This window comes from Ruegeria sp. CJ6 (genome assembly GCF_056536665.1).
Genome location: NZ_JBQFQB010000002.1, coordinates 502770 through 525681, shown reverse-complemented (window position 1 = coordinate 525681; position 22912 = coordinate 502770). Strand labels below are relative to the sequence as shown.

21 protein-coding genes, 1 tRNA gene and 1 pseudogene are annotated in these 22912 nt (G+C 54.8%); 4 read left to right on the top strand and 19 right to left on the bottom strand.

Annotation, left to right across the window (positions count from 1 at the left end; translation table 11 throughout):
- Nucleotides 1-6: 6 nt before the first annotated feature.
- From nqrE to ACR0BT_RS08015, 5 genes are read right to left on the bottom strand one after another with little or no spacing between them, the layout of a single operon-like run.
- Nucleotides 7-615, bottom strand: a complete 609-nt coding sequence (gene nqrE / locus ACR0BT_RS08035; RefSeq protein WP_050603817.1) for an NADH:ubiquinone reductase (Na(+)-transporting) subunit E — start codon at nt 613-615, stop codon at nt 7-9.
- Nucleotides 615-1268, bottom strand: coding sequence for an NADH:ubiquinone reductase (Na(+)-transporting) subunit D (locus tag ACR0BT_RS08030; RefSeq protein ID WP_152460184.1), 654 nt, complete (start codon nt 1266-1268; stop codon nt 615-617). The genes nqrE and ACR0BT_RS08030 overlap by 1 nt, the downstream gene beginning before the upstream one ends.
- On the bottom strand, nt 1268-2083 hold the full coding sequence (locus ACR0BT_RS08025) for a Na(+)-translocating NADH-quinone reductase subunit C (protein WP_170635799.1): 816 nt from the start codon (nt 2081-2083) through the stop codon (nt 1268-1270). The genes ACR0BT_RS08030 and ACR0BT_RS08025 overlap by 1 nt, the downstream gene beginning before the upstream one ends.
- Nucleotides 2076-3284 carry an NADH:ubiquinone reductase (Na(+)-transporting) subunit B gene (locus ACR0BT_RS08020; RefSeq protein ID WP_170596544.1) on the bottom strand — a complete coding sequence of 403 codons (1209 nt, stop codon included), beginning with the start codon at nt 3282-3284 and terminating at the stop codon, nt 2076-2078. Before ACR0BT_RS08020 ends, ACR0BT_RS08025 begins: the two co-directional genes overlap by 8 nt.
- 5 nt (nt 3285-3289) lie before the next feature.
- Entirely contained in the window at nt 3290-4633 is a 1344-nt protein-coding gene (locus ACR0BT_RS08015) for a Na(+)-translocating NADH-quinone reductase subunit A (protein WP_480762900.1), read from the bottom strand.
- A 299-nt stretch (nt 4634-4932) separates the two neighbouring features.
- Between ACR0BT_RS08015 and ACR0BT_RS08010 the strand changes: the two genes are divergently transcribed.
- Both ACR0BT_RS08010 and ACR0BT_RS08005 read left to right on the top strand, forming a co-directional pair.
- Complete coding sequence (locus ACR0BT_RS08010) at nt 4933-6048, top strand: THUMP domain-containing class I SAM-dependent RNA methyltransferase (RefSeq protein WP_480762899.1); 1116 nt, start codon at nt 4933-4935, stop codon at nt 6046-6048.
- A gap of 126 nt (nt 6049-6174) precedes the next feature.
- Nucleotides 6175-6251, top strand: a tRNA-Pro gene (locus ACR0BT_RS08005).
- Between the two features lie 131 nt (nt 6252-6382).
- Here the strand turns inward: ACR0BT_RS08005 and ACR0BT_RS08000 are convergent.
- The 10 genes and pseudogenes from ACR0BT_RS08000 to ACR0BT_RS07955 form a co-directional block, all read right to left on the bottom strand.
- Nucleotides 6383-7402, bottom strand: coding sequence for a tyrosine-type recombinase/integrase (locus tag ACR0BT_RS08000; protein ID WP_480762898.1), 1020 nt, complete (start codon nt 7400-7402; stop codon nt 6383-6385).
- Nucleotides 7403-7461: 59 nt separating this feature from the next.
- Nucleotides 7462-7572 (bottom strand): annotated as a pseudogene (locus ACR0BT_RS07995) (hypothetical protein); the annotation flags it as partial.
- A gap of 329 nt (nt 7573-7901) precedes the next feature.
- On the bottom strand, nt 7902-9101 hold the full coding sequence (locus ACR0BT_RS07990) for a hypothetical protein (protein ID WP_480762897.1): 1200 nt from the start codon (nt 9099-9101) through the stop codon (nt 7902-7904).
- A 92-nt stretch (nt 9102-9193) separates the two neighbouring features.
- Nucleotides 9194-9397 (bottom strand): hypothetical protein, encoded by a 204-nt coding sequence (locus ACR0BT_RS07985; protein ID WP_480762895.1) that lies wholly within the window; start codon nt 9395-9397, stop codon nt 9194-9196.
- An 85-nt stretch (nt 9398-9482) separates the two neighbouring features.
- Nucleotides 9483-10358: a recombinase family protein gene (locus ACR0BT_RS07980; RefSeq protein WP_480762894.1), complete on the bottom strand. Its 876-nt coding sequence runs from the start codon at nt 10356-10358 to the stop codon at nt 9483-9485.
- 335 nt (nt 10359-10693) lie between these two features.
- Complete coding sequence (locus tag ACR0BT_RS07975; protein WP_480762893.1) at nt 10694-11590, bottom strand: EamA family transporter; 897 nt, start codon at nt 11588-11590, stop codon at nt 10694-10696.
- 58 nt (nt 11591-11648) lie between these two features.
- Entirely contained in the window at nt 11649-12272 is a 624-nt protein-coding gene (wrbA, locus tag ACR0BT_RS07970) for an NAD(P)H:quinone oxidoreductase (RefSeq protein ID WP_480762892.1), read from the bottom strand.
- A 106-nt stretch (nt 12273-12378) separates the two neighbouring features.
- Nucleotides 12379-13248: a LysR family transcriptional regulator gene (locus ACR0BT_RS07965; RefSeq protein ID WP_480762891.1), complete on the bottom strand. Its 870-nt coding sequence runs from the start codon at nt 13246-13248 to the stop codon at nt 12379-12381.
- A 964-nt stretch (nt 13249-14212) separates the two neighbouring features.
- Complete coding sequence (locus ACR0BT_RS07960; RefSeq protein ID WP_480762890.1) at nt 14213-14614, bottom strand: helix-turn-helix domain-containing protein; 402 nt, start codon at nt 14612-14614, stop codon at nt 14213-14215.
- A 140-nt stretch (nt 14615-14754) separates the two neighbouring features.
- On the bottom strand, nt 14755-15210 hold the full coding sequence (locus tag ACR0BT_RS07955; protein ID WP_480762889.1) for an Lrp/AsnC family transcriptional regulator: 456 nt from the start codon (nt 15208-15210) through the stop codon (nt 14755-14757).
- Nucleotides 15211-15325: 115 nt separating this feature from the next.
- Here ACR0BT_RS07955 and ACR0BT_RS07950 point away from each other — a divergent pair, with 115 nt between their 5' ends.
- Both ACR0BT_RS07950 and ACR0BT_RS07945 read left to right on the top strand, forming a co-directional pair.
- A complete protein-coding gene (locus ACR0BT_RS07950) occupies nt 15326-16525 on the top strand; it encodes a methionine gamma-lyase (protein ID WP_480762888.1) in 1200 nt (399 codons plus the stop codon).
- A gap of 14 nt (nt 16526-16539) precedes the next feature.
- Nucleotides 16540-18912, top strand: coding sequence for a 1-deoxy-D-xylulose-5-phosphate synthase N-terminal domain-containing protein (locus ACR0BT_RS07945; protein ID WP_480762887.1), 2373 nt, complete (start codon nt 16540-16542; stop codon nt 18910-18912).
- Nucleotides 18913-19135: 223 nt separating this feature from the next.
- On the opposite strand, the gene ACR0BT_RS07940 is transcribed toward ACR0BT_RS07945, so the two are convergent.
- The 4 genes from ACR0BT_RS07940 to hpaD form a co-directional block, all read right to left on the bottom strand.
- Complete coding sequence (locus ACR0BT_RS07940; protein WP_480762886.1) at nt 19136-20194, bottom strand: aldolase/citrate lyase family protein; 1059 nt, start codon at nt 20192-20194, stop codon at nt 19136-19138.
- A gap of 12 nt (nt 20195-20206) precedes the next feature.
- Nucleotides 20207-21007, bottom strand: coding sequence for a 2-oxo-hept-4-ene-1,7-dioate hydratase (gene hpaH, locus ACR0BT_RS07935; RefSeq protein ID WP_480762885.1), 801 nt, complete (start codon nt 21005-21007; stop codon nt 20207-20209).
- Nucleotides 21004-21858 (bottom strand): fumarylacetoacetate hydrolase family protein, encoded by an 855-nt coding sequence (locus ACR0BT_RS07930; protein WP_170422688.1) that lies wholly within the window; start codon nt 21856-21858, stop codon nt 21004-21006. Before ACR0BT_RS07930 ends, hpaH begins: the two co-directional genes overlap by 4 nt.
- A gap of 63 nt (nt 21859-21921) precedes the next feature.
- Complete coding sequence (hpaD, locus tag ACR0BT_RS07925) at nt 21922-22905, bottom strand: 3,4-dihydroxyphenylacetate 2,3-dioxygenase (protein WP_480762884.1); 984 nt, start codon at nt 22903-22905, stop codon at nt 21922-21924.
- Nucleotides 22906-22912: the final 7 nt, after the last annotated feature.

The window sequence follows — 22912 nt, the reverse complement described above, 5'->3', positions numbered from 1 at the left end:
CCCTCCTTACAGTTTCACGCCCGAGAAGGACATGAAGGCCATCGCCATCAGTCCAGCGGTGATGAAAGTGATGCCCAGGCCTTGCAGACCATCGGGAATGTCCGAATACTTCAGCTTTTCCCGAACACCCGCCATCGCAGTAATCGCCAGAGCCCAGCCAAAGCCAGAGGACAGACCGTAAGTCGCCGCTTCGGCAAAATTGTAGTCACGTTCCACCATGAACAGTGAACCACCCAAAATGGCGCAGTTCACCGTGATCAGTGGTAGGAAGATCCCCAGCGCGTTGTAGAGTGGGGGGAAATACTTATCCAGCACCATCTCTAGGATCTGAACCATCGCTGCGATCACGCCGATATACGAGATCAGTCCAAGGAACGTCAGGTCCACATCCGGGAAACCTGCCCAAGCCAGAGCACCTGGTTTCAGCAGATAGTTCAGCAGCAGATTATTCGCCGGCACGGTGATGGCTTGCACCACCATGACCGAGATGCCCAGACCCAGCGCAGTTGAAATCTTCTTCGAAACAGCGATGAAGGTACACATCCCCAGAAAGAAGCTGAGCGCAAGGTTTTCGACAAAGATGGCCTTTACGGCCAGTGAAATCAGACCTTCCATCAGTGGGCCTCTACCTGCTGGATTTTGTATTCACGCTCTTCCACCTGGTTCGGCTTCCATGTGCGGAAGGCCCAGATGATCAGACCGATGATGAAGAAAGCCGACGGCGGCAGTAGCAGCATGCCGTTGGGCACATACCAGCCGCCATTGTTGACGGTCTCCAGAATGGTGACGCCGAACAATGACCCGGCCCCGAATAACTCACGAATGAAACCTACCAGCAGCAGGATCAGTCCATAGCCCATTCCGTTACCCATACCGTCGATGAATGACGCGACAGGAGGGTTCTTCATCGCAAAGGCCTCGGCGCGGCCCATCACGATGCAGTTGGTGATGATCAGGCCCACGAAAACCGACAGCGTCTTGGAAATCTCAAATGCATAAGCCTTGAGGATCTGGTCCACCAGGATCACCAGTGAGGCAATGATAACCATCTGCACGATGATCCGGATCGAACCCGGGATTTGGTTTCGCAGGCACGAGATAAAGAAGGACGAGAACGAGGTCACGAAGATCACCGCCAGCGCCATCACCATCGATACCTGTAACGACGAGGTCACCGCCAGCGCCGAACAGATGCCCAGCACCTGCAGCGTGATCGGGTTGTTGTCGACAAGCGGGTCGACCAGCATCTCTTTCTTGGTCTGAGACATCAAAGCTCTCCTGCTTGCAGTTTGGCCAGGAACGGAGCATAGCCCGCGTCGCCCATCCAGAATTTCACCAGGTTATCGACACCAACCGAAGTCAGCGTCGCGCCTGCCAGCGCATCGACATAGAAATCAGGACCTGCTGCGGGTTGCGACTTGGCAACGGTGATTTGCAGATCGCCTGCATCATCGCGCAGCTTTTTGCCATTCCACAGCGCCTTCCAGCGAGGATTGTCCACCTCGGCGCCAAGGCCCGGTGTCTCACCGTGCTGATAGAACTGCAGGCCGTAGATATCGTTGCCGTTGTTTTCCAGCGCGATGAAACCATAAAGCGTGGACCACAGGCCATAACCGTGAAGCGGCAGGATTACCTTGTCGAGCGCGCCTGCATCATCACGCAGCAGATAGATCACGCGGTACTTGGACTTGCGCCCGATCCCAGCCGGGTCATCGTCCAAAGCGACGCTCAGATCTGGATCGCTGGCAGCAGCGATATCATCAAAGGTGCTCGCGTCGAACTGATCGTCAACGAATTCACCTGTAGACAATTCCAGTACATGCGGCTCAAAGGCAGCGAATGCCTCGGTCACATCAATGCCTGGTTCGTAGATGCCGGCAACTTGCAGAACGTTGACTTGCTTATCCTTCAAACGGTTGATTTCCTGCACCGGGCGCAGGCTAACCGCAGCAGCAGACACGACCATCGAGGCTACAAGGCAGACGGCAACGGCAACAAAGATAGTCTTGCCAACCGAATCCGGCGAAGCAGCCAGAAACTTGGCAATCGCTCCCTTGGGTTCATTGGATTGCGTATCAGACATGGCGACGCGCCCTCCGTTTGATGTTTGCCTGGACGACGAAATAGTCGATCAGCGGCGCAAAAACGTTTCCGAACAAGATTGCCAGCATCATACCTTCTGGGAAAGCGGGGTTAATGACGCGGATCATCACAACCATGATACCAATCAGCGCGCCATAGATGTAGCGGCCCATATTGGTGTGGCTGGCCGAAACGGGCTCAGTTACCATGAACGCCAGACCAAAGGCGTAGCCCCCAAGCACGATATGCCAGTACCAAGGCATCGCGAACATCGGATTAGTGTCCGATCCGATCAGATTCAGCAGAAGCGTGAAGCCTATGGTGCCCGCAAGACAGCCCACAATCAGGCGATAATTGGCAATCTTGGTCATCAGCAGGAAGGCCAGGCCAATCATGCAAGCCAGCGTCGATGTCTCTCCAAAGCTACCCTGAATTTGCCCGAAGAACGCATTGGCCCAGGTGATCCCGTCGGCCGCCAGTGCCTGAACGCCTTCAGCAGCGGAGATGCCCAATGCCGTCGCACCGGAAAATCCATCCACCGGGGTCCAGACTGAATCCCCCGACATTTGCGCGGGATAGGCGAAATATAGGAAAGCACGCCCGACCAGCGCCGGGTTGAGGAAGTTCTTGCCCGTGCCGCCAAATACTTCCTTACCGATCACGACACCGAAAATGATGCCTAACGCGACCTGCCACAATGGCGCAGTCGCAGGCATAATCAGGGTGTAAAGCATGGAGGTTACTAGAAAACCCTCGTTGACCTCATGGCCGCGCACAGTGGCGAAGATGACCTCAAAAATACCGCCCGCAACCAGTGTGGTGATGTAGATCGGAAGGAAATACATCAATCCATGCATCACATTGGCGAAAATGCTGTCAGGGTTCAGCGAGATACCGAACATCTGCAGGATCGCAATCCGCCATCCTGTTGCCGAATCCGGTCCTAGCGTGGCGATGGCCGAGTTTGCCTGATAGCCGGTGTTATACATCCCCCAGAGGATTGCGGGGATCGTAGCAATCACGACGTAGGTCATGATCCGCTTCATATCCACGTAAGAGCGCGCATGCGGCGCGACGGTCGTGACGGTTTTCGGAGTGTAGATAAAGCTTTCCACCATCTCGTAGATGGGGAAATATTTTTCGTACTTGCCGCCCTTGGTAAAGTTCGGCTCGATCCGATCGAAGAAGCTGCGCAAACCCATGTGGATCAGCCCTCCTTTTCAATCTTGGTGAGGCAGTCGCGCAGCGCCAGCCCATATTCATATTTCGCAGGGCAGGCAAAGCCCACTAGGCCCAGATCTTCTTCGTCCAGTTCCAGTGCACCCAACGCCTGCGCGGTGTCGGTGTCCATCACCAGTAGCGCCCGCAGCAATTGCGTCGGCAGATAATCCTGGGGCATAAGCTCTTCGAATACACCCGTCGGCACCATCGCGCGGCGGCCACCGTTCAGGTTTGACGTGAATGAATAGAGCTTCTTGGCAAAAGCCGATCCCAAAACAGGCTGTACCGCATATTTCGAAGGCATAGGAAGAATCCAGCCCAGTGTGTGCTGATCATGATCTTCGCGAATAATGCTGATCTGGCGCGCAAAACGGCCCAGATAGGCGGTCGGACCATCGGCATGCTGCCCCGACAAGATCGACCCCGAGATGATCCGCGCGATCCCGTCGACGTTCACTTCATCCCGGGTCAGGTCATCCGTCGACGCGCCCATCAAGGTGCGGATCAGGCGCGGTTGGCGCGCGCCCGGTCCAGACAGTGCAATCACGATGTTTGTATCCAGATGACCGGTCTGCATCAGACGACCGATCGCGATCACGTCCTGGTAGCCAATGGTCCAAACCTGCTTGTCCCCTCCCAGCGGCTCAAGGAAGTGAATATGAGTTCCAGCAAGGCCCGAGGGGTGTGGGCCGGAAAACGCAGCCGCTTCTATACCTGGCAGATCGGACCCGGGGATGGATGCCCCCTCTTGCTGGCACAGATAAGTCTTGCCGTCGGTCAGGTTTGAGACAGCTGCGAGACCAGCCGCAAATGCCTCGCCCGCATCCGCAATAACCAATGCCGCATCACCTGCCAGTGGATCGCTGTCCATGGCTGTCACGAAGATTGCTGTAGGCTTGGAGCCTGGTTCGGGCATCTTTGAATAAGGACGTGTCCGGAAAGAAGTCCACAGCCCGGCCGCGCAGAGCTTAGCCGTAACACCTTCGGCAGTCTCGGCATCGCCGGTGCCCGAGAAATCTATGCCGGCGTCATTGGCATCCGAGACCTCTATCACCACGCTTTGCAATACGCGTCGCGCCCCGCGATTAATTGCCACGACCTTGCCGGTCAGCGGCGCGACCATCATCGCGTCGGGCGCATCCTTGTGGCAGAACAACGGCGTTCCTCGCTGGACCGCGTCGCCCTCTTGCACCAGCATCTTGGGCTTTAATCCGATATAATCACTGCCCAGAACGGCAACCGACGAGAATTCAGGCCCCGGCTGGATTTTCTGTTCGGGCGCGCCTTCAACCGGCAAATCCAACCCTTTTTTTAGTTTGAAAGTTTGCATGTTGCTACGTTCTTCCAAGCCTTTGTCCTGCGCCTGCTGCGCGCCATCTTACAATGATGCCAGGAAATAACACGAAATTTCCCGTCTGTCCGGTCGCGAAAGCGCCATTATCCGACCAGAATCCGCAGGCGTATTTCCGATCACGGCTCCTTTACGCGGGGATGAGTGCAAACGCAAACCTGTTACCGCCCAAAATCGAAAAGGAATGTCACATTCTTTTGAGCTTACGGTCGTTCAGAACAATTTGCCCATTTAATTTGCGTGTCGCACAGGCTGATCAACCGGTGTAAGCAACCACAATGGACAACAATGATAAATTCGAGATTTTTCTGATTGCCACTCCGGGGCTCGAAACGCCTTTGTGTGCCGAGGCCATCGAGCGCGGATTCTCGGGCGCCAGGATCGTTCCGGGTGGTGTCGTGTGCCGTGGCGATTGGCCGGAAGTCTGGCGCGCCAATCTGGAATTGCGCGGTGCCAACAAGGTTCTGGTGCGACTGGGCAGTTTCCCCGCCGTGCATTTGGCGCAATTGGACAAGCGCGCCCGAAAATTCCCGTGGGCGAGTTATCTCAGGCCAGACATTCCCGTGAAGGTCGAAGCAACCTGCCGTAAATCTCGTATCTATCATGCAGGAGCGGCGCGACAGCGCATCGAACAAGCCATATCCGAGGGGCTCGGCACCTCAGTCTCACCCGATGGCAAAGTCCGCGTGCTGCTAAGAATCGAAAAAGACATATGCACGATCTCCGTCGACACATCCGGCGAGCCCTTGCACAAGCGCGGTCATAAGCCTGCAGTCGCCAAGGCCCCGATGCGGGAAACAATGGCTTCGATGTTCCTGCGTGAGTGTGGGTTTGACGGGTCTGAACCGGTTCTGGACCCGATGTGTGGCTCTGGAACATTCGTTATCGAAGCGGCTGAAATTGCACTTGGTCTGCCCCCAGGCCGCTCACGTCAGTTCGCATTCGAAGATTTGGCAAGCTTCGATCCAGATGTCTGGCAAAAAATGCGCGCTCGTACCGGTCAACCCGAAACAGAGCTGAGATTCTTTGGCTCAGATCGCAATACAGGCGCAGTCGAGGCTTCAGGCTCTAACGCCCGACAGGCACAAGTGGATCATGCCACCCGATTTCAGCACTGTTCGGTCAGTGATATCAAGCCGCCAGAAGGCCCAGCTGGGCTGGTCATCGTCAATCCACCCTACGGGACACGCATCGGTGATGAAAAGCGCCTGCGGTCGCTCTATGGCAGTTTAGGCAAGGTATTATCCAGTCGTTTCCAGCGATGGCGTGTAGGCATCATCACCACCACACCCGGACTTGCCCGCGCAACGCGATTGCCAATGCTTCCCCCCGGCCCAATCGTTGATCACGGCGGAACAAAAATCCGACTGTATCGAACCGATCCGTTGCAGTGACTCAGCGAATTCGCAGATCAGGCGAAGGGTTAAAACCACCCCTCGAATCCAGCGACGACATATGTGTGTACGCCCAAAATCCCTCTTGCACATCGATATGACGAGGTATAGATCACGCGCCACGGTCGGAGTGTAGCTCAGCCTGGTAGAGCACTGTCTTCGGGAGGCAGGGGTCGGAGGTTCGAATCCTCTCACTCCGACCAATAAAACAAGGCGCCCAAGGGCGCCTTTGTTGTTTTCAGAGGGAAAGCCGCAACGATATTCGCAACGTTTCGTTCGATAGATGTGCTCAGTTCGTTCATTACCGGCATCCACCAACTACCGAATTAGCGCTTCATATCTTCCAGTCCATTATTCCCGCTGCGTTCTTAAGCGCATCTGGGCTGTAGGACCGATAGACGTTTTCCAGGGTTTCGCGCGAGGTCGCAAAATAGGCCGTGGCGTCCTCCAGTGTCATGCCGCGCATGAACGCCCAGGTAACCGCTGTGTGCTTTAGGGTGTGCGGCGTCACATCCTTTAGACCGGCCCGCTGGACGGCCGCACGAAACGCCTTGTCGATCCGATCTATCGCCGCCCCCTTAAACGACACTACGTGGCTCCCCTCCTGGGCCCAGGTCTTCATCTCCGCGTGGAGCGTGCCAGGCATCTTGACCATTCCCTTGCGCTTCTTGGTCTCGGCCTCGGCCTTGCCAAGGAAATGGATCACCCCGCTGTCAAGATCGACCCAGCCGCTATCAAGCGAGGGCATCCACTTCAGCCGCGTGATCGCGGTCTTCCGACGTCCGGTGTATAGCGCGATCTTGATGAACCGATGGACGTGAGAAGCAGAGGCTTCCAGCAGGCGCTGGATCTCCTCCTCGGTCAGCCAGCGGTCATTGGCGACTCCCTTCTCAGGCAGGGTTACGATCGGTGCATGGCTGATCCTGCGCGACGCCAGGGCGTATTTGACAGCGGCGTTCAGTGTGTTCATCTCGCGCCGGACGGTCCATGCGGCGCACCGCCTCCAGGCCGTATAGCCCCGGCACCTGTCGATGTCGATCTGGGAAACCTTGAGGTCGCTCCAGTAGGGCGACAGTGCCTGTATCGTGTAGAGCAGACGGTCCCTGTCGCGGACCACCTTTACCTTAGCCTCGCCGTAATGCACCAAAACCTCGCCGACGGTGATCTCGCTCGGGTCGCGGACCCGATCATCTTGCCGCTTCTTGCTGGCGATGTAATTGCTCAGGGCTTCTTCCGCTGCCTCATGAAGTCCATCACCAAAGCCTGTCCGGATCTGCTGCCCTCCGTCGAGGATGACCCAGGCTCCATCGTCCTTGCGCTGGAAGAGTCGGGCCGGTTTGCGTTTACGGGGCATGTCGATACGAACCTCTCCAGTTCTTCGTGAGTCATATAGTAGCGTCGACCGATCTTGATCGCTTTGATTTTGCCGAGATGTATCATCGTCCTCACCGCTCTAGGCTTGACGGAGCTATGAAGAGCTGACGCAAAATCCTCGATCGTCAGGAGCGCTTCGTCGGCAATCATGAGGCATATCCCCGACGAGATCCTATTTCTGAGGAGACAACTAAGACTCGGCTGACTGAGGTCGGCCAACAATGATGGGCGTCTTTTTGAGTGATTGCGATCATCGCCTGAACAGCTCCTTTTTGCTTCGAACTGTTTAGTCTATAGCGAGAATGATGTCGGACGCGCGAATGCCTCGAAAAATAAATCTCAACTATCTGAAATTAAAAGAAAGAAAATTGGGTGCTGGTAGTTTCGGCTCCTTCTCGGCAATTCGTTGGCAATGAGTTCTGCGTTTAAATGCCACTGAGACGGGCATGACCACACTCCTATGCTTTTCGTGAGAAAACCTACAAATGAAGTGGCTTTAATGTCTCGGCGCCGTGGAACGGCCCCGCCACTACTCGCATATGTGTCTCCGGGATTCCCAGTTCCAGCTGGAACACCTCTCTTGGACGATTTGGTTGAGGATCAATGATAGTAACGCGGGGAAGAGAGCTTCGGCGCACGAAAGCGTCCTTAAATAGATCAAGGCTTTTTAGATCGGTCCTAGGAAATGAGTAACCGATTACTAGAACTTCATCGCAAGCTTGCAGCGCGTCGCTCGCCTGGCCCCAAAGAGAATCGAACAATGTTCCAAAAAACTGATAGCTTTTGTCCTTTACCGGCGGGATTATCAGAGGCATCGAAGCGAGGCCTTCTTTTCCAGAAACACCATCTGGCATCCAAGGCATGCGTGGTTGAACTTTGACAATCACGTGCTCAGCAGGAGCAGGGCGACCTGGGACATCAGTGAGGTTAGGTGGATAATATCCGTAGGTCAGTGGGGCGTAACCTTCCATGTAACGACCAGCATGCGTCGCATAGGGACGAGTGGCATGTTCGTAGACAAATAACGACTCTGCAGGAAGAGCATGTGTAAAAACCAGTTCCTCTCCTTCGTAGACCGGATGAGCGGTCAACCAATTCACTGAGCCGTGAAGCTTGATTAGTTTGTTGGGTGAACGACAGTCTTTGGCAGGACTCCAGCCATCGCGAAACACACTATGTGGTGTAATGCCGTATCCTCCATCGACCGCCCAACCTGCCACCTCCATCAGCGCGCGATCCATCAGCGTGTCCCAGTTAAATGTCAGGACGACGTCATCAGGTTGAAGTATTTCTGCAAGTTCAACGTGACTTCGCGAGACCGGGCCATTTGCGATCTCATTCAAAGTCGTCGCAAACAGGAACATCAGTTGATTGTAAGGTCTTGAAAGAATGATACGTTCAAAACCATCTAGCTGCTTTTCGACGCGAGCCAACTTCTCGGCGATCTCGCTATGTATTTCTTCTAAGTCTACACCTGCAGCGAGATATGCGTCTGTGTCCTTGATACCCTTTTGTGACTGGAGGTAGTGAATTAACCCATCGCGCAACACCCACGGGTTCGCCGCGGCGTCTAATTTGAAGAAAGTCGGAAAAAAGTCGTTTGCTATAGGCATTCTCTGGCCGGTTGGAGAATCGCCATAACTTTTGGATGCACCTGCACCAAGCAGAATTACTCGCATGCAACAGCCTCAGAAAATGTAGCTTTAATCAAGGATTCCTCCTACTTTGAATGGCTAAATCAAATCCAACCTATGCTGGCGCTGGACGTGTCTTAGAAGAGTTCAGTGGCGGGAAAACTGGCTGCACGGAAACACAGCATCACAACTACCAGCGCCTTTAGGGCCACAGATTGATTACAAATCATCTTTAATCTCGATAGTTCATGCCTCTCGCGCAGCCCGCTGTGCCCGCCTAAAAAAAAGTGCCGTGTCGCCTGCTCACGCGCCTCGCTATCGCTGAGCACGATACTCTTCATCTCGTTGTCCTTCTGGAAGAGCTGGATCTCCTATAAGATGTTATGGCGAGGCGAGGAGCGCAAGCACGATTGCAACCAGTATGCGTTAGAACTTTCCAAAATCCGGATGATCCTTGTAGGCGTCCGCGACAGTCGTGTCTTCGTCGAGCGCTGCTTCGCGGACAGCATCGACACCCTTATCGTCGGCCGGTATCTCTTGTGGCTCATCCGAAGACCAATTCGGCGCGATGATGACCGGCTCGTCTTCAATCTCTTCGCGCAGCAACAGCTCTTGTTCTGCGCGCTTGAGGGGTTTCCGAATGCTGCTTTCCGTCCAAGGGCGTCGTTCGTCACGCTTCTCACTGATGAGATTGTGCAGTCCAGAACGGTTCACCAACTCCAACTTCTCCCGGAGGGTCATCTTCTCCCAGCCAGCCGTGCGTTCGATGAAGTCAGCGAGCTCCTGCACCTTACGGTCAGCTCGCGCAGCATTGGAGATCGATCCTTTGCGCTGTGCAACAGGGAGGTTGGTCCGGTTCCCCATCTTGACGCCGCGCTTCTTGGCATTTGCCATTCCATAACGTGCACGCCCAGCTATTTCGTCACGATCACGCTGAGCCTTTAGAAGAAGACGTTCCAGACATTTGCGCCCAACCCTGCGACGCTCAGTTATTGAGATCACCTGAACGTTGCTCTCGAAGAGGTCCTCAAGCACGGCCGGATGTCGCGCGAGACGATCGACACTGGGCACCAAGATCGCTGCCTCTTTCTCCTCAGCAATTTGAATAGCTCTTCGAAGGCCAGGACGATACAGATGACCTTGTGCGCCAGCAGCTGAGCAATCGTCTTCTTCGATCGTCAGCAGGTTCAGGTTCTTCTCTTCACTATAACCACGAACCACGTAACCTTGCTCATCCAGACTGCCACCTTCTTGCGCCTGTCTAGGAGTAGATACGCGTATGTAACCAACAACGTCCTGCAAGGTAACTTCTTCTTGTGTGTTTGTGTTCCAAATCAGACGTAAGCGCCTTATTTTGTTGTATTTATCATATGTTCATTACTAAAGCAAAGGGAATAGCAATGAGTAATATATCTTCGTAGCTGCAACCTCCTTCTTCGACGTCTGGTTTCCGCATGGCCCAATAGGAGGTTTGGAACACCCGGATGCTGCGGCACCAGAACCCATCCCCTTAATCATGCGCTGGGAAACCTAGGACTTCGACATTGTAGGGCTCTAGCGAACGGGCTTAAGCGAGACGCTGAGCCATTCCTCGCCCGCTTGCGTGGATGGGCCAATTATTTGCGAGTCAACGCCCATCAGACAGATCCAGCTATTGCTGGTCTCCATTTTTTCAGACCCGAATTGTCCCTTCGACTCACGCTCTGGCCAACCACAACAGAGCCAATAACTATGGCTGCTCCTATTGACTGAGTGAGGCTAAGCGTTTGTCCCAAATATACCCAGCCGAGCACGACAGCTGTAACAGGACTCATCATGCCGAGCATCGAGACTGCACTGGGCTCCAGGCGCGCAATGCCACGAAACCAAAGAGCATAAGTTGCTGCAGCACCAATCAATCCAAGCCAAATAAGGCCGGCGACATTTGTCGCGCTGAGCGCAGGGAGAGGCGGCTCAAGAAACAGTGCGACTGGCAGCAGTATCAAACCACCGGCTGTTAATTGCCACGCTGTGAAACTCAGCGCCGAGACCGGAGGTTGCCATTTCCGGCTGAGAACAGTGCCAGCAGCCATTGACGCAGCTCCTCCCAAACCCGCTGCTATACCGATCCAATCAAGTTGTGCTTCTGGTCCGATCAGCAGCAGAGACACACCCATTACGCCAGTCGCTGCGGCGCCGAGCGCACCAAGTCGGATTGGGGTTCCCAACCATCCCCACGCCATCAAAATCACGATCATTGCTTGCAACGATCCCAGGGTGGCGGCCACACCACCGGGTAACCTATACGCAGCAACGAAGAGGAGCACCCAGAACAGAGCGAAATTGAGGGTGCCTAAAACGAAAACTCGACCGAGCCATTCGCGTGATGGAACGCTGCGTGTCACTGCAAGCAGCAACAAGCCAGCAGGCAGAGCTCGTAACGCAGCCAGGGTAATCGGATAGCCAGCCGGGAGCGCTTCGGTAGTTACCAGATAAGTGCTTCCCCATACCGCTGGGGCGAGTGAGGTGAGGAGAATATCGGTTGAGCGTGACATGGTATGTCTCCCGGCTGAGGCGTTTGAGAATTTGAGTGAGACTTCAGAGGCGCGCGGGTTACGCTGCTTTCGCTTGGAGGTTTGATCCAACGAGGCACGCTGCAATACTTGCAACATGAGCGCCCTGGAACCGCGCTCCGGCTAAGTCGGTTTCAGTAGGTGTGCGGGAACCATCAGCACCGGCGATCGTTCCGGCACCATATGGTGCGCCGCCAATGATATCTTCTGATGTAGTCTGGCCAGCAAATGTGTATGGCATTCCGGCAATCAGCATCCCAAAGTGTTGAAGAGGGACTTGCGTTGTCAGAAGGGTGGCCTCGTGCCCACCGTGTTGCGAACCTGTTGATGCAAAGACCGCCCCGACTTTACCAACCAGTGCGTTCCTTGCCCAAAGCCCGCCAGCCTGATCAAGGAAGGACTTCATTTGGCCAGCCATCATGCCAAATCGGGTCGGTGTTCCAATGATGATTGCATCATAGTTTTCCAGATCTGTCGGCAAGGCGGCAGGTGTATCATCTACGACATAGCCAGCCTGCTGACGGACCTCTTCAGGGACGGTTTCGGGCACACGTCGAACGTCAACTTCAGTGCCAGGAACACTTCTTGCGCCTTCAGCTTCGGCATCGGCCAATGTGCGGACGTGGCCATAGCTTGAATAGTAGAGAACGAGAATACGTGACATAAGATACCTCTCAGGGCTGTGACTTGTTCCCTGAGAGGATGAGACTTGTGATGCTGCCAATTAAGTCGCGACTTCTGACTTCACTCTTTACCTGTGTTGAATAATGTCACGACCTGAGAGCCAGACGCAGATGATCAAGAAAGGCAGTGACCTTTGCATCCATTCCCAAGCGAGATGCTGTAACGGCGAAAACTTCCGGCGCGGGCAGCTCGTGGTCAGGTAGAACTCGCAGCAGGGCCCCGCTGGCTTCGGGAGCATCAGAGACGAACTCGGGCAGAGTTCCGATACCTTGCCCCGCTATCAGCAGATCCCGCAAAACGAGGCTGTTGCCGACGCGCACGCGCGGATCAAGCTCTAATGTTGTGACACCTTCGGCGTCCGAGAGCTTCCAGCTCTTCAAATGATCAGCAAGTAAAAAGCCGATGATCGCGTGGTTTTTTAGATCCGCCGGCTGGGTCGGTGCCCCGCATCGCTCCAAATAGTCTGGAGACGCAAATATTCTTTGCCGCATCACGCCGATCCGTCGCGCAACAAGGGCCGAGTCCGGCATCGCGGCTCGGATTCGTATTGATAGATCGAACCCGCCCTCGACCATATCGATCACCTTGTCGTCCATCGAAAGAGTAAATCGCAGATCTGGATAGGTTTCCAAGAACTCTGGAAGCATCGGTGCGATAACGGTTTGGCCGAACGAACTTGACGCATTCACCCGAAGGTGCCCACGCATCGCTTTTGCACCTTCCCTGATGGTCTGTTCCGTTTTTTCGACAGCGTCGAGTATTCCAATTGCATCTTGGTAATAGAGACTGCCGGTGTCAGTCAGTGACATGGATCGGGTCGTTCTGGTGAGGAGGACGGTTCCCAGACTTTCTTCCAGAAGCTTGATTTCTCTGCTGAGAAGCGCAGGAGAAACACCAAGGTCTTCCGCCGCACGGGCAAAGCTACCGCGTTCAACGATACGGCGAAAAGCTTGCATGACTGACAGTTTGTCCAAGTTATGACCCTTCGAATAAGCCGCTTTTGACGTGTTACGCGATAGATCGGCACTATGACATGCCCAAACTCACATTCTTTCAGTTTGAGCTGATCCAATTCAGTTCTGTTTGGGGAGTATCCATCACACCTATGAACTAGAGCTCGGGACCAGTTCTCGGTTCTGAGAACTCCTCCCTACAATCTCCCCATCACCAGCCTCTCTATTAGACAACCAACTTTTGGGGCTGACCTAGCACTACTTTGCATACCTTGGCGCTGTCAGCCTCAATACGGCGCAGCTCACTATTCACGACTATTCCCCCTTTATTGGCAATCGCCGGTTTCTTCTCTCCGGAGTAGTTCGAAACACTGCCTGGCATAGACCTGTGCTTACGCTCTCAATGTGGTTCTCTCTCTGGGACGCTGTGCTCTGGTCTGAGTTACGTCCGTGTTTGTTTGTGTGTCTGGTGTCGACTGGCCTGTGTTTTGTCGCTGTGTGCGCTTTTCTGGCTTGTGTTGGGATGCGTTGTCTTCAGAAAACTATGTTTTGTTGGGTTTCTTTGGTTCAAAGGTTTACATTTTGGCCATAAAAACCTGATTTCGGTCCGGATCTGTCAACTTAATGTAAACTTAGTGTAAACCTTTTTGGCCCGAAATCGGCTGTTTTGAGCGGTGAAAGGTTTACATTCCGCCGATCCCGGGAAGGCGAATGTAAACCTTTGTCAACCTTGTGCAACCTCAGTTCAATCAGCGAGGGACCCGGTGAGGCAGGGTTCACCAGCCATTCCTCGCTGCAATCTCGAAAACCCATTCCATTTTTCTTTGAGAGATCGACAAAGGCGCCTCAATAGCTGCACTCTCCGTAATGTAGGCTCAGGATCACTTCCGTTGCTCACGTCACGGAGGAACCGTAACCAGGCGAGCTCATTCAATGTCAGGTCGTCCTTCCGGTCATACATTGGAATCTATCTCCCGAAGATGGCCTTGATCGCCGTATCTGACCGACTGGTCAGCCGGGGATCAGTATTATTAGAGGCATTGCGAATAGCTTTCAGCCAGCCAAGTTCATTCGACGTGACCGGTTCTCCGAACACCTCGACAACTGCCTCGGCTGCAGTCAGGCCGATCGACTGCTCAATTGCGAGACGCATAAGGTAAGCAGCGTCGCATTCCAAAGCTTTCGCCAAAGCCGGGACGCGATCCAATGCCACCTTGGAACTACCCTGCTTGATCATCGTGATCATGTTCGGGTTGACGTATCCCACCTGCGCCGCGATCTCGGCTTGGCTCTTGGTAGGTTTCAGTTCGAGCACCCTCCGTTCGACATACGTCGCCATCCGGGTGTCTCCATACGGTTTATTTGTCATCGCTATCCTCTCAGAAGTGATGCAGCAAGCGCTGCATGTCTTTGATATAGCGACGGTGAGAATGGGAAATTGCGGAGGGAAAAAATCAATCAACTAAAATGTTTAGCCGACTGGCAACAACTCATTCTAACTGGGTCCATCTATCCGGGCGGAAAAACGGCGGTCTTTTTTACCGTTCCATAGACAAAGCTGGTATCGATCGAGGCTATCCCGCCTATCGGATGAATTCGGTGACGAATAAATTCCTCGTAGGCCTCGAGATCCGATACCAAAACCCGCAATTGGTAGTCCATTGCCCCGGTCAGCACGTGGCATTCAAGAACTTCATCGATCATCCGAACGCGTTTCTCGAAGTTCTGAACGTCCGTTTCGTTGTGTCGCTCCAATCTGATACGCACGAAGACGGTAATGGCCATCCCATACGCGGCAGCGTCTACGTCGGCGCTGTATCCCTTTATCACTCCGTTGGCTTCTAGGTTTTTGACCCGGCGCAAACACGGTGAGGGAGACAGGTTCACCTCGTCAGCAAGATCCTGGTTCGTCATGCGCCCGTCCCGCTGTAGCGCTCGAATGATCTGCCTATCCTTAACGTCCATTTAACCCCCTTTCTTAGCAGAATATGCCAATATCACGACTTGGGCTGGTATATTTCGCAACCAATAGCTCAAAGTAAAGGCGTAATCTGGCTCCAACATGAATCAGGAGCTTGCAATGACTCATTCAACCGGATTTGCCACCCGCGCCATTCACCACGCTTACAACCCTCTGGAAAATGACGGCGCGCTGACGCCACCGCTGCATTTGACGTCCACGTTTACCTTTGAAACCGCAGAGGCTGGTGGAGAGATGTTCGCTGGAGAGCGTGAAGGTCATATCTACAGCCGCATTTCGAACCCCACATGCGACCTTCTTGAACAACGCATTGCCGTGCTTGAAGGGGCCGAGGCCGGGCTAGCTCTCTCAAGCGGCATGGGGGCGATCACGGCAGTGCTTTGGACCCTGCTGTCGCCAGGTGACGAAGTCATCGTGGACAAAACGCTCTATGGCTGCACCTTCGCCTTCATGCGTCACGGTTTGGCAAAATGGGGAGTCACCATCACACATGTCGACATGACAGACCCTGAGAACCTGTCAGCTGCCGTTTCTGACAAAACCCGCGTTGTCTATTTCGAAACTCCGGCCAATCCAAACATGCGCTTGGTGGACATCGCAGCGAGCGCCGAAATTGCGCACTCGGTCGGTGCAACAGTCGTCGTCGACAACACCTATGCCAGCCCATATCTGACCCGGCCGATTGAGCACGGGGCAGATATCGTTCTGCACTCCGCCACCAAATACCTCGGCGGGCATGGCGATGTGGTTGCCGGTCTGGTTGTAGGAACCGCCGAACAAATCGCTGAGATCCGCCTTGTTGGGATGAAGGACATGACCGGCGCGGTAATGGCCCCTTTCAACGCGATGCTGATCCTGCGTGGTCTGAAAACACTGAACCTGCGTCTGGATCGTCACTGTGCGTCCGCCAAGGTCGTCGCAGGTTTCCTCGAAGCACATCCCGCCGTCGGCGAGGTTTATTTCCCTGGGCTTGAGAGTTTCGCCCAGCATGATGTCGCGCAGCGCCAGATGTCCCAACCCGGCGCCATGATAGCGTTCGAGATCAAGTCCGGCTTGTCAGGCGGGATTGAATTCATGAACCGCCTGAATATGATCCAGCGTGCGGTGTCGTTGGGCGACGCGGAAACACTGATCCAACACCCAGCCTCCATGACTCATTCGACGTATACCCCGGAAGAGCGGGCTGAGCATGGGATAAGCGATGGCCTGATCCGCCTGTCCGTCGGGCTGGAGGACGTCGAGGACATCCTTGCAGACCTAGAGCAGGCTTTGCCCTACCCTGCTCGCAGCGCCGCCTAAACCCGGAGACCACCATGCACATTGATCCCACCCAACTAAAGATCGTCGAACAGCGCCTGCTGTGGTTGTCTCATTGGATGATCCACCATGCCAACCATGTCCGACCAAAGGTGGACGGGATCAAGATTGGTGGCCATCAGGCTTCGTCTGCGTCGATGGTATCGATCATGACCGCGCTCTACTTCTCGGCCCTACGCTCTGAGGACCGGGTTGCAGTAAAACCGCATGCGTCGCCGGTGTTTCATGCGATGCAGTATCTCATGGGTAATCAGACCCGCGAGAAGATGGAGAATTTCCGCGGATTTGGCGGTGTGCAAAGTTATCCCAGCCGGACCAAGGACATTGACGATGTTGATTTCTCGACCGGGTCTGTAGGTTTAGGTGTCGCGATCACCTCGTTTGCCTCGATCATTCAGGACTACATCAAGGCCAAAAGCTGGGGTTCAGACGCCCCGATGGGGCGTATGGTGGCACTTGTTGGCGATGCCGAACTGGACGAAGGCAACGTCTATGAGGCGTTGCAGGAAGGCTGGAAAAACGACCTACGAAACACGTGGTGGATCATCGATTACAACCGACAATCGCTGGACGGTATCGTCCGAGAAGGACTGTTCGAACGGATCGAGAAAATCTTCGATGCATTCAGTTGGGATGTCGTGCGAGTAAAATACGGAGTTCTTCAACGCGCGGCCTTTGAAGAGCCCGGCGGCAACCGCCTGCGTGATTGGATCGACGCTTGCCCAAACCAGGACTACTCGGCGTTGACTTTTATGGGTGGTGCGAATTGGCGACAGCGTCTCATGGACGATCTGGGGGATCAGGGGGATGTGACTGCCTTGATTGAAAGGCGGACGGATGCAGAGCTTGCAGCCCTTATGGAGAACCTCGGCGGCAACTGCGTCGAGACCATGGCCCAGACATTTGCCGCCATCGATCATGATCGCCCGACATGCTTCCTGGCCTATACAGTCAAAGGATGGGGCACCCCCATCGCAGGCCACAAGGACAATCACGGCGGGCTGATGAACAATAGCCAATTCGCCTCGTGGCAGTCGCATATGGGTGTGCCGAAGGGCGAAGAATGGGAGCCGCTCGCGACGGTGCAAGATCCAGACGCATTCAAAGATTTTCTGGCCAGCACCCCGTTCTTTGCCAAAGGTCCGCGCCGCTATTTTGATGACAAATTGGATGTGCCGCCAATCGAAATCGACACCAGTCGCGAAATCTCGACCCAGATGGCGTTTGGCAAGATCCTAGACGATCTATCAAAAGGCGACAGCCCATTGGCTGAACGCATTGTGACAACCTCTCCGGATGTGACTGGCACGACAAGCCTTGGTCCTTGGGTGAACCGGCGCAAACTGTTCGCCCGATCCGAACAAGCCGACGCCTTCATAGAACACCGGATCCCTTCGACGGCGAAATGGGAATTCACTCCGGACGGGCAGCATATCGAGCTTGGTATCGCCGAAATGAACCTCATGTTGCTTCTGGGAGCGGCGGGACTGTCGCATTCCCTGTTCGGTAAGCGGCTGATCCCAATTGGCACCGTCTATGATCCATTTGTCAGCCGCGGCCTCGATGCGCTGAATTACGCCTGCTATCAGGACGCGCGTTTCATGCTGGTTGGCACACCTTCCGGCGTCACACTCGCACCTGAAGGTGGAGCACATCAGTCCGTTGGAACACCACTCATCGGTATGAGCCAAGATGGGTTGGCCGCTTTTGAGCCCGCCTTTGCCGACGAACTAGCGGTGATTATGGAATGGGCCTTCGACTACCTGCAGCGCGATGGCGAAGGGCAGCCCGACGAGCGCACATGGCTGCGCGATGAAATCGGAGGGTCTGTCTACCTGCGCCTGACCACCAACCCGATTGAACAGCCTGGAAAGCGTGTCGACGACGAGTTCCGCCAAGGTGCCATTGATGGGGCCTATTGGTTGCGAGAACCCGGGCCCAATTGCGAAGTTGTTGTCGCTTATCAAGGAGCCGTGGCACCGGAGGCAATCAAGGCTGCCGGTATGATTGGTGAAGGCCGTCGCGACATAGGTGTATTGGCCGTGACATCCGCAGATCGCCTGAATGCCGGATGGACCGCCGCTCAACGAGCGCGTTCTCGCGGTAACAAAGCGGCACGCTCCCACATCGAAGCGCTGATGTCCGACCTTCCGCCACACTGCAAGCTTGTCACCGTTATCGATGGTCATCCTGCAACTCTATCCTGGCTCGGCGCAGTGCTTGGGCATCAGACTATTCCCATGGGCGTCGAGCATTTCGGTCAGACCGGAACGATCGGCAATCTATATCGCCACCACTGCATTGACGCAGACGCTATCCTGGAGAAAGTGAATGGCCTGACCCATGGCAGAACTCTTCACCGTGCATAAGTGGGCCGGGTCTGCTCGCAATGAAACCGCAACGTTATCGCAGCGCTATCCGCCACTGAAGTGCAATGGTTGGCATTCAAAGCCCTTATTTTGTTTACTTTCACCCTGGGAACCCGCCTTCGGGAGGCAGGGGTCGGAGGTTCGAATCCTCTCACTCCGACCAAAAACAAAGTTCCTGAAGGGCCTCTTTGTTTTTCTGCGATATCCAGCTTAGCAAAAGTCGCTAGTCATCCCAGTTCAGTTCAAACTCTTCGCGAAAGGCAAACCGTTTCAGGTGATCGGAAATCACTGTCTTCCAACTGTCCAAGTCATCGCGTGGCTGCGCCGAGGCGCGAACTTCCAGTGCTACTGGCGTCGCCTTTAGTTCGACGGCATTACCACTGTCAAAAAAAACGGTTCCAGTATTTACATCGAACTCGACCTGTCCCTTATGTGACCAATGTTTACACAATTGCTGTAAGTACTTGCTGGCATTTTCTGTTGTCGCCGATCCGATTGCGTTCTGTCGCGGCAAAAGCGCGAGGCCGTTTTGCGCTTTGGCGCGCATGCTTTTTGCGAAAAGGGTGACGTCAATTTCAGTGGCCAGAAAGGTCACGCCGATCTCAAGACACCTACGCTGCATTGCAGGGTCCAGTGTTAGGATACCCGCGGCTTTACCTGCCGCGACGATGCGGGTCAGCGCGTCTTCAATGGCCCCTACAACATCTGGATGCCCGGCGTTGCCGATATGACCCATGTCGGCGGCCAGATCTGCAGGTCCGATAAAAACTCCGTCTACTCCATCAATCGTCAGAATGTCGTCCAGAGCGGCCATGCCCGCGTTGTTCTCAACCTGCAGCAGCAGACAAATCTGCTCATCCGCCGTATCGAGGTAGTCCGTGATCTCGGCAAATTGCGAAGCCCGCGCAAGGGATGATCCCACACCTCGGACGCCGTGTGGGGGGTATTGCACCGCGCGTACCAGTTCGCGCGCCTGATCAGCGCTTTCGACCATCGGCACCAGAATACTCTGAACACCCGCATCGAGATATTGCTTGATCATCCATGTCTCACCAATCGGTAGACGTGCAACGGGCGCGCTGCCCGAACTTTCGATCACTCGCACCTGTTCAAGGGTCGAGCGCAGGTCGTTTGGTGCGTGTTCGCCATCGACCAACAACCAATCGAACCCTGCGGTCGCGGAAATTTCTGCTGCATATGCGTCGGCCATTCCGATCCAGCACCCGACCTGAGGCTTTCCAGCCTTTAATGCGGCCTTAAAGGTGTTCTTTGGTGCGGGCATGTCGCTGCTCCTTTAGGCAAAATTGATGTCGACGGATCCGAACGATCCGAAATCGGCGTGGATTTCCGCACCCGATGGGCATTCGATCGGGCGAATGAAGCTGCCGGACAGGATTACGTGGCCGGGTTCAATGCTCTGGCCGTATTGCGCCATGCGACGGGCCAACCAGACCACACTTTCGACCGGATCATTCAATACGCCCGCACCCAGGCCGGTTTCCTCGATTTCACCGTTGCGGAAGGTTAGGGCCCCTACCCATCGCAGGTCAAACGCATCCGCTGGGTGGCGTTCCGCCCCTAGTACAATGCCGGCATTTGCGGCGTTGTCGCTGATCGTGTCGAATACTGTGCGTGACTTTCCAGTCTCAGGGTCTGCCCGCTTTATACGCGTGTCGAGGATTTCAATGGACGGAGTAACATAGTCGGTCGCCCGCAAAACCTGATCGCGGCTCACATCGGCGCCACCAATGGCTTCTTTCATGACAAAGGCGATCTCGGCTTCGATCCGGGGTTGGATGAAACGACCTGCGGGAACGGTCCCGCCATTTTCAAAGGCCATGTTGTCAAACAGGATACCACTATCAGGAATGTCGATATTCAAAGCATATTGCATCGCTTTCGAGGTCAGCCCGATCTTCCAGCCGATGACCTTGCGACCTTCCGCCAGCTTGGCCCGATAGATGGCATTCTGCACTTCATAAGCGTCATCCATCGCCATTTCGGGATACCGCAATGTCAGTAGACCGATCTGCTGTCGCGTCCTTTCCGCGTTCAGCAGATCGGCGGCAGCGCGCGCATGGTCTTCGGGGGTCATATCTGCTCATCCTCGATGGTGTTGCGCAGGGTGCCGATCCCATCGACGGAAACCTCGACCACATCGCCGGGAGCCAAGTATTTTGGCGGATCAAATCGTGCACCTGCGCCGGTTGGGGTGCCGGTAACGATGATATCGCCCGGTTGAAGCGTCATAAAGGTTGATATGTATTCAATCTCGCGCCGGATCGGAAACATCATTCGGTTCAACGTATCGTCCTGACGCAACTCACCATTCACATGGGTCTGGATGCGGGCGCCATCCAGTTGCGCGGCATCAGTGAAAGGGACCAGCCAAGGGCCGATGGCACCCGATTTGTCCCAGTTCTTGCCTTGGGTGACGTTGAACTTGGCGTGCCGAACCCAATCGCGGATCGTACCTTCGTTGCACAAGGTCAGGGCTGCAATATGGCCATAAGCATCGTCCTGCGAAATCCGGCGGCCTGCTTTGCCGATCACGATGGCCACTTCACCCTCGTAGTCCAGAGTGTGATTTTCAGGCGGTCGGATCAGCGGGCGATTATGACCAGTAAATCCGCTGGAGAAGCGCGGAAATAGCGACATGTATTTCGGCTGGGCGCTTCCATCTTTGTATTCCGCGTTGCGATCGGGGAAGTTCACACCAACGCACAGAATGCGACGAACGTCCGGCATCACCATCTCAAAGGTGAAATCCGTATGGGTTACCGGCTTTCCTTCGGCAGCCTCGGCCAATTGGCCAAACGCCCCAGCGGCGACAACCTCGTAGAGGCTTTTGAACTCTGCAAATTCGCTGTTTAGTGCGACCGCGCCTTCATCAGTGATCGCACCAAAAAATGTTTCACCGTTGGCAGTGTAGGTTGCAATGCGCATCAGGCCTCCTCGGCGTTATGGAACCCGCCCATACTAAGATGTTTTAGATCAAGCATACTTTGCTTACGGTGCGATGATGGGAGACGCAGACAGGTCTGGCTCGTTTACATCCACACCGACAAAGGATGTGCCGTGTTCAAACCAACTGCGCGGCGCCGGAGCGCCCCAGAGCGTCTGACGCTGCGGGTCCTTCAGGTCCCATTTGATCGGCTCCAGATCGGGGTCAACGGTCTGATAATCCGAGCAATAAATCTCAATCCGGTGTCCGTCGGGATCGAGTATATACAGGAAGAAAGCATTCGAAATACCATGTCGCCCCGGGCCGCGTTCGATGTTGTCCACATAGCCGGTGGTGGCCATTAGATCGAGCAGATCGATGATGTTCAGCGGTGTTGGCACCCAGAAGGCCACGTGGTGCATACGTGGGCCTTTGCCATTGGTGAAGGCCATATCATGCACCCCACCCTTGCGGTGCATCCACGCGGCCCACAGTTTCTTGCTGTCTTCGTCTTCCGTATACTCGGTCACGCGGAACCCCAAATCACTGTAGAATGCGACACTGTCATCGACATTGGTCGAGAAGCAGTTGAAGTGATCGATCCGCAACGGTTTCACACCACGATAGAGCGCGTATTTCTGATGGATCGGCTCCAGGCGATCCATCTTGTGATAGAACTCTAGCGGTATGCCCATATTGTCCGAAGTTAACAGAGTCCGGCCCTGATAAGGGCGATCAACCCATGAGGTCGGTCGGCCTTTGGATATAAAATACGCCTCGGCCCGATCCAAATCATCCTCGTCGAATGTTTTGAAGCCCATGACCTCGACAGTCGCCGGCTGATCGGATTTCTGCAGGATCACACAATGATGTCCACGTTCCTCCATAGCGCGCAGGTAGACATGTGTGTCGCTTTCGTCCGAGACCTGCAAACCCAGAATATCCGAGTAGAATTTGCGCGAAGCAACAAGATCGCTGACGTTCAGGCAAACATGGCTCAGCCGGATCGTGTTGAAGTCGGGGTACAGGTTGGGGGCTGGAACGGGCATTGAAACC

What these genes read in the sequence shown, in the direction of transcription:
- ACR0BT_RS07985 (WP_480762895.1), bottom strand. Translation starts at nt 9,397, where the DNA reads ATGAAGAGTATCGTGCTCAGCGATAGCGAGGCGCGTGAGCAGGCGACA.
- ACR0BT_RS07950 (WP_480762888.1), top strand. Translation starts at nt 15,326, where the DNA reads ATGACTCATTCAACCGGATTTGCCACCCGCGCCATTCACCACGCTTAC.
- hpaD (WP_480762884.1), bottom strand. Translation starts at nt 22,905, where the DNA reads ATGCCCGTTCCAGCCCCCAACCTGTACCCCGACTTCAACACGATCCGG.
- ACR0BT_RS07990 (WP_480762897.1), bottom strand. Translation starts at nt 9,101, where the DNA reads ATGCGAGTAATTCTGCTTGGTGCAGGTGCATCCAAAAGTTATGGCGAT.
- ACR0BT_RS07930 (WP_170422688.1), bottom strand. Translation starts at nt 21,858, where the DNA reads ATGCGCATTGCAACCTACACTGCCAACGGTGAAACATTTTTTGGTGCG.
- ACR0BT_RS08010 (WP_480762899.1), top strand. Translation starts at nt 4,933, where the DNA reads ATGGACAACAATGATAAATTCGAGATTTTTCTGATTGCCACTCCGGGG.
- ACR0BT_RS08000 (WP_480762898.1), bottom strand. Translation starts at nt 7,402, where the DNA reads ATGCCCCGTAAACGCAAACCGGCCCGACTCTTCCAGCGCAAGGACGAT.
- ACR0BT_RS07945 (WP_480762887.1), top strand. Translation starts at nt 16,540, where the DNA reads ATGCACATTGATCCCACCCAACTAAAGATCGTCGAACAGCGCCTGCTG.
- ACR0BT_RS08025 (WP_170635799.1), bottom strand. Translation starts at nt 2,083, where the DNA reads ATGTCTGATACGCAATCCAATGAACCCAAGGGAGCGATTGCCAAGTTT.
- ACR0BT_RS07955 (WP_480762889.1), bottom strand. Translation starts at nt 15,210, where the DNA reads ATGGACGTTAAGGATAGGCAGATCATTCGAGCGCTACAGCGGGACGGG.
- ACR0BT_RS07975 (WP_480762893.1), bottom strand. Translation starts at nt 11,590, where the DNA reads ATGTCACGCTCAACCGATATTCTCCTCACCTCACTCGCCCCAGCGGTA.
- ACR0BT_RS08015 (WP_480762900.1), bottom strand. Translation starts at nt 4,633, where the DNA reads ATGCAAACTTTCAAACTAAAAAAAGGGTTGGATTTGCCGGTTGAAGGC.
- ACR0BT_RS08030 (WP_152460184.1), bottom strand. Translation starts at nt 1,268, where the DNA reads ATGTCTCAGACCAAGAAAGAGATGCTGGTCGACCCGCTTGTCGACAAC.
- nqrE (WP_050603817.1), bottom strand. Translation starts at nt 615, where the DNA reads ATGGAAGGTCTGATTTCACTGGCCGTAAAGGCCATCTTTGTCGAAAAC.
- wrbA (WP_480762892.1), bottom strand. Translation starts at nt 12,272, where the DNA reads ATGTCACGTATTCTCGTTCTCTACTATTCAAGCTATGGCCACGTCCGC.
- ACR0BT_RS08020 (WP_170596544.1), bottom strand. Translation starts at nt 3,284, where the DNA reads ATGGGTTTGCGCAGCTTCTTCGATCGGATCGAGCCGAACTTTACCAAG.
- ACR0BT_RS07940 (WP_480762886.1), bottom strand. Translation starts at nt 20,194, where the DNA reads ATGCCCGCACCAAAGAACACCTTTAAGGCCGCATTAAAGGCTGGAAAG.
- ACR0BT_RS07965 (WP_480762891.1), bottom strand. Translation starts at nt 13,248, where the DNA reads ATGCAAGCTTTTCGCCGTATCGTTGAACGCGGTAGCTTTGCCCGTGCG.
- ACR0BT_RS07960 (WP_480762890.1), bottom strand. Translation starts at nt 14,614, where the DNA reads ATGACAAATAAACCGTATGGAGACACCCGGATGGCGACGTATGTCGAA.
- hpaH (WP_480762885.1), bottom strand. Translation starts at nt 21,007, where the DNA reads ATGACCCCCGAAGACCATGCGCGCGCTGCCGCCGATCTGCTGAACGCG.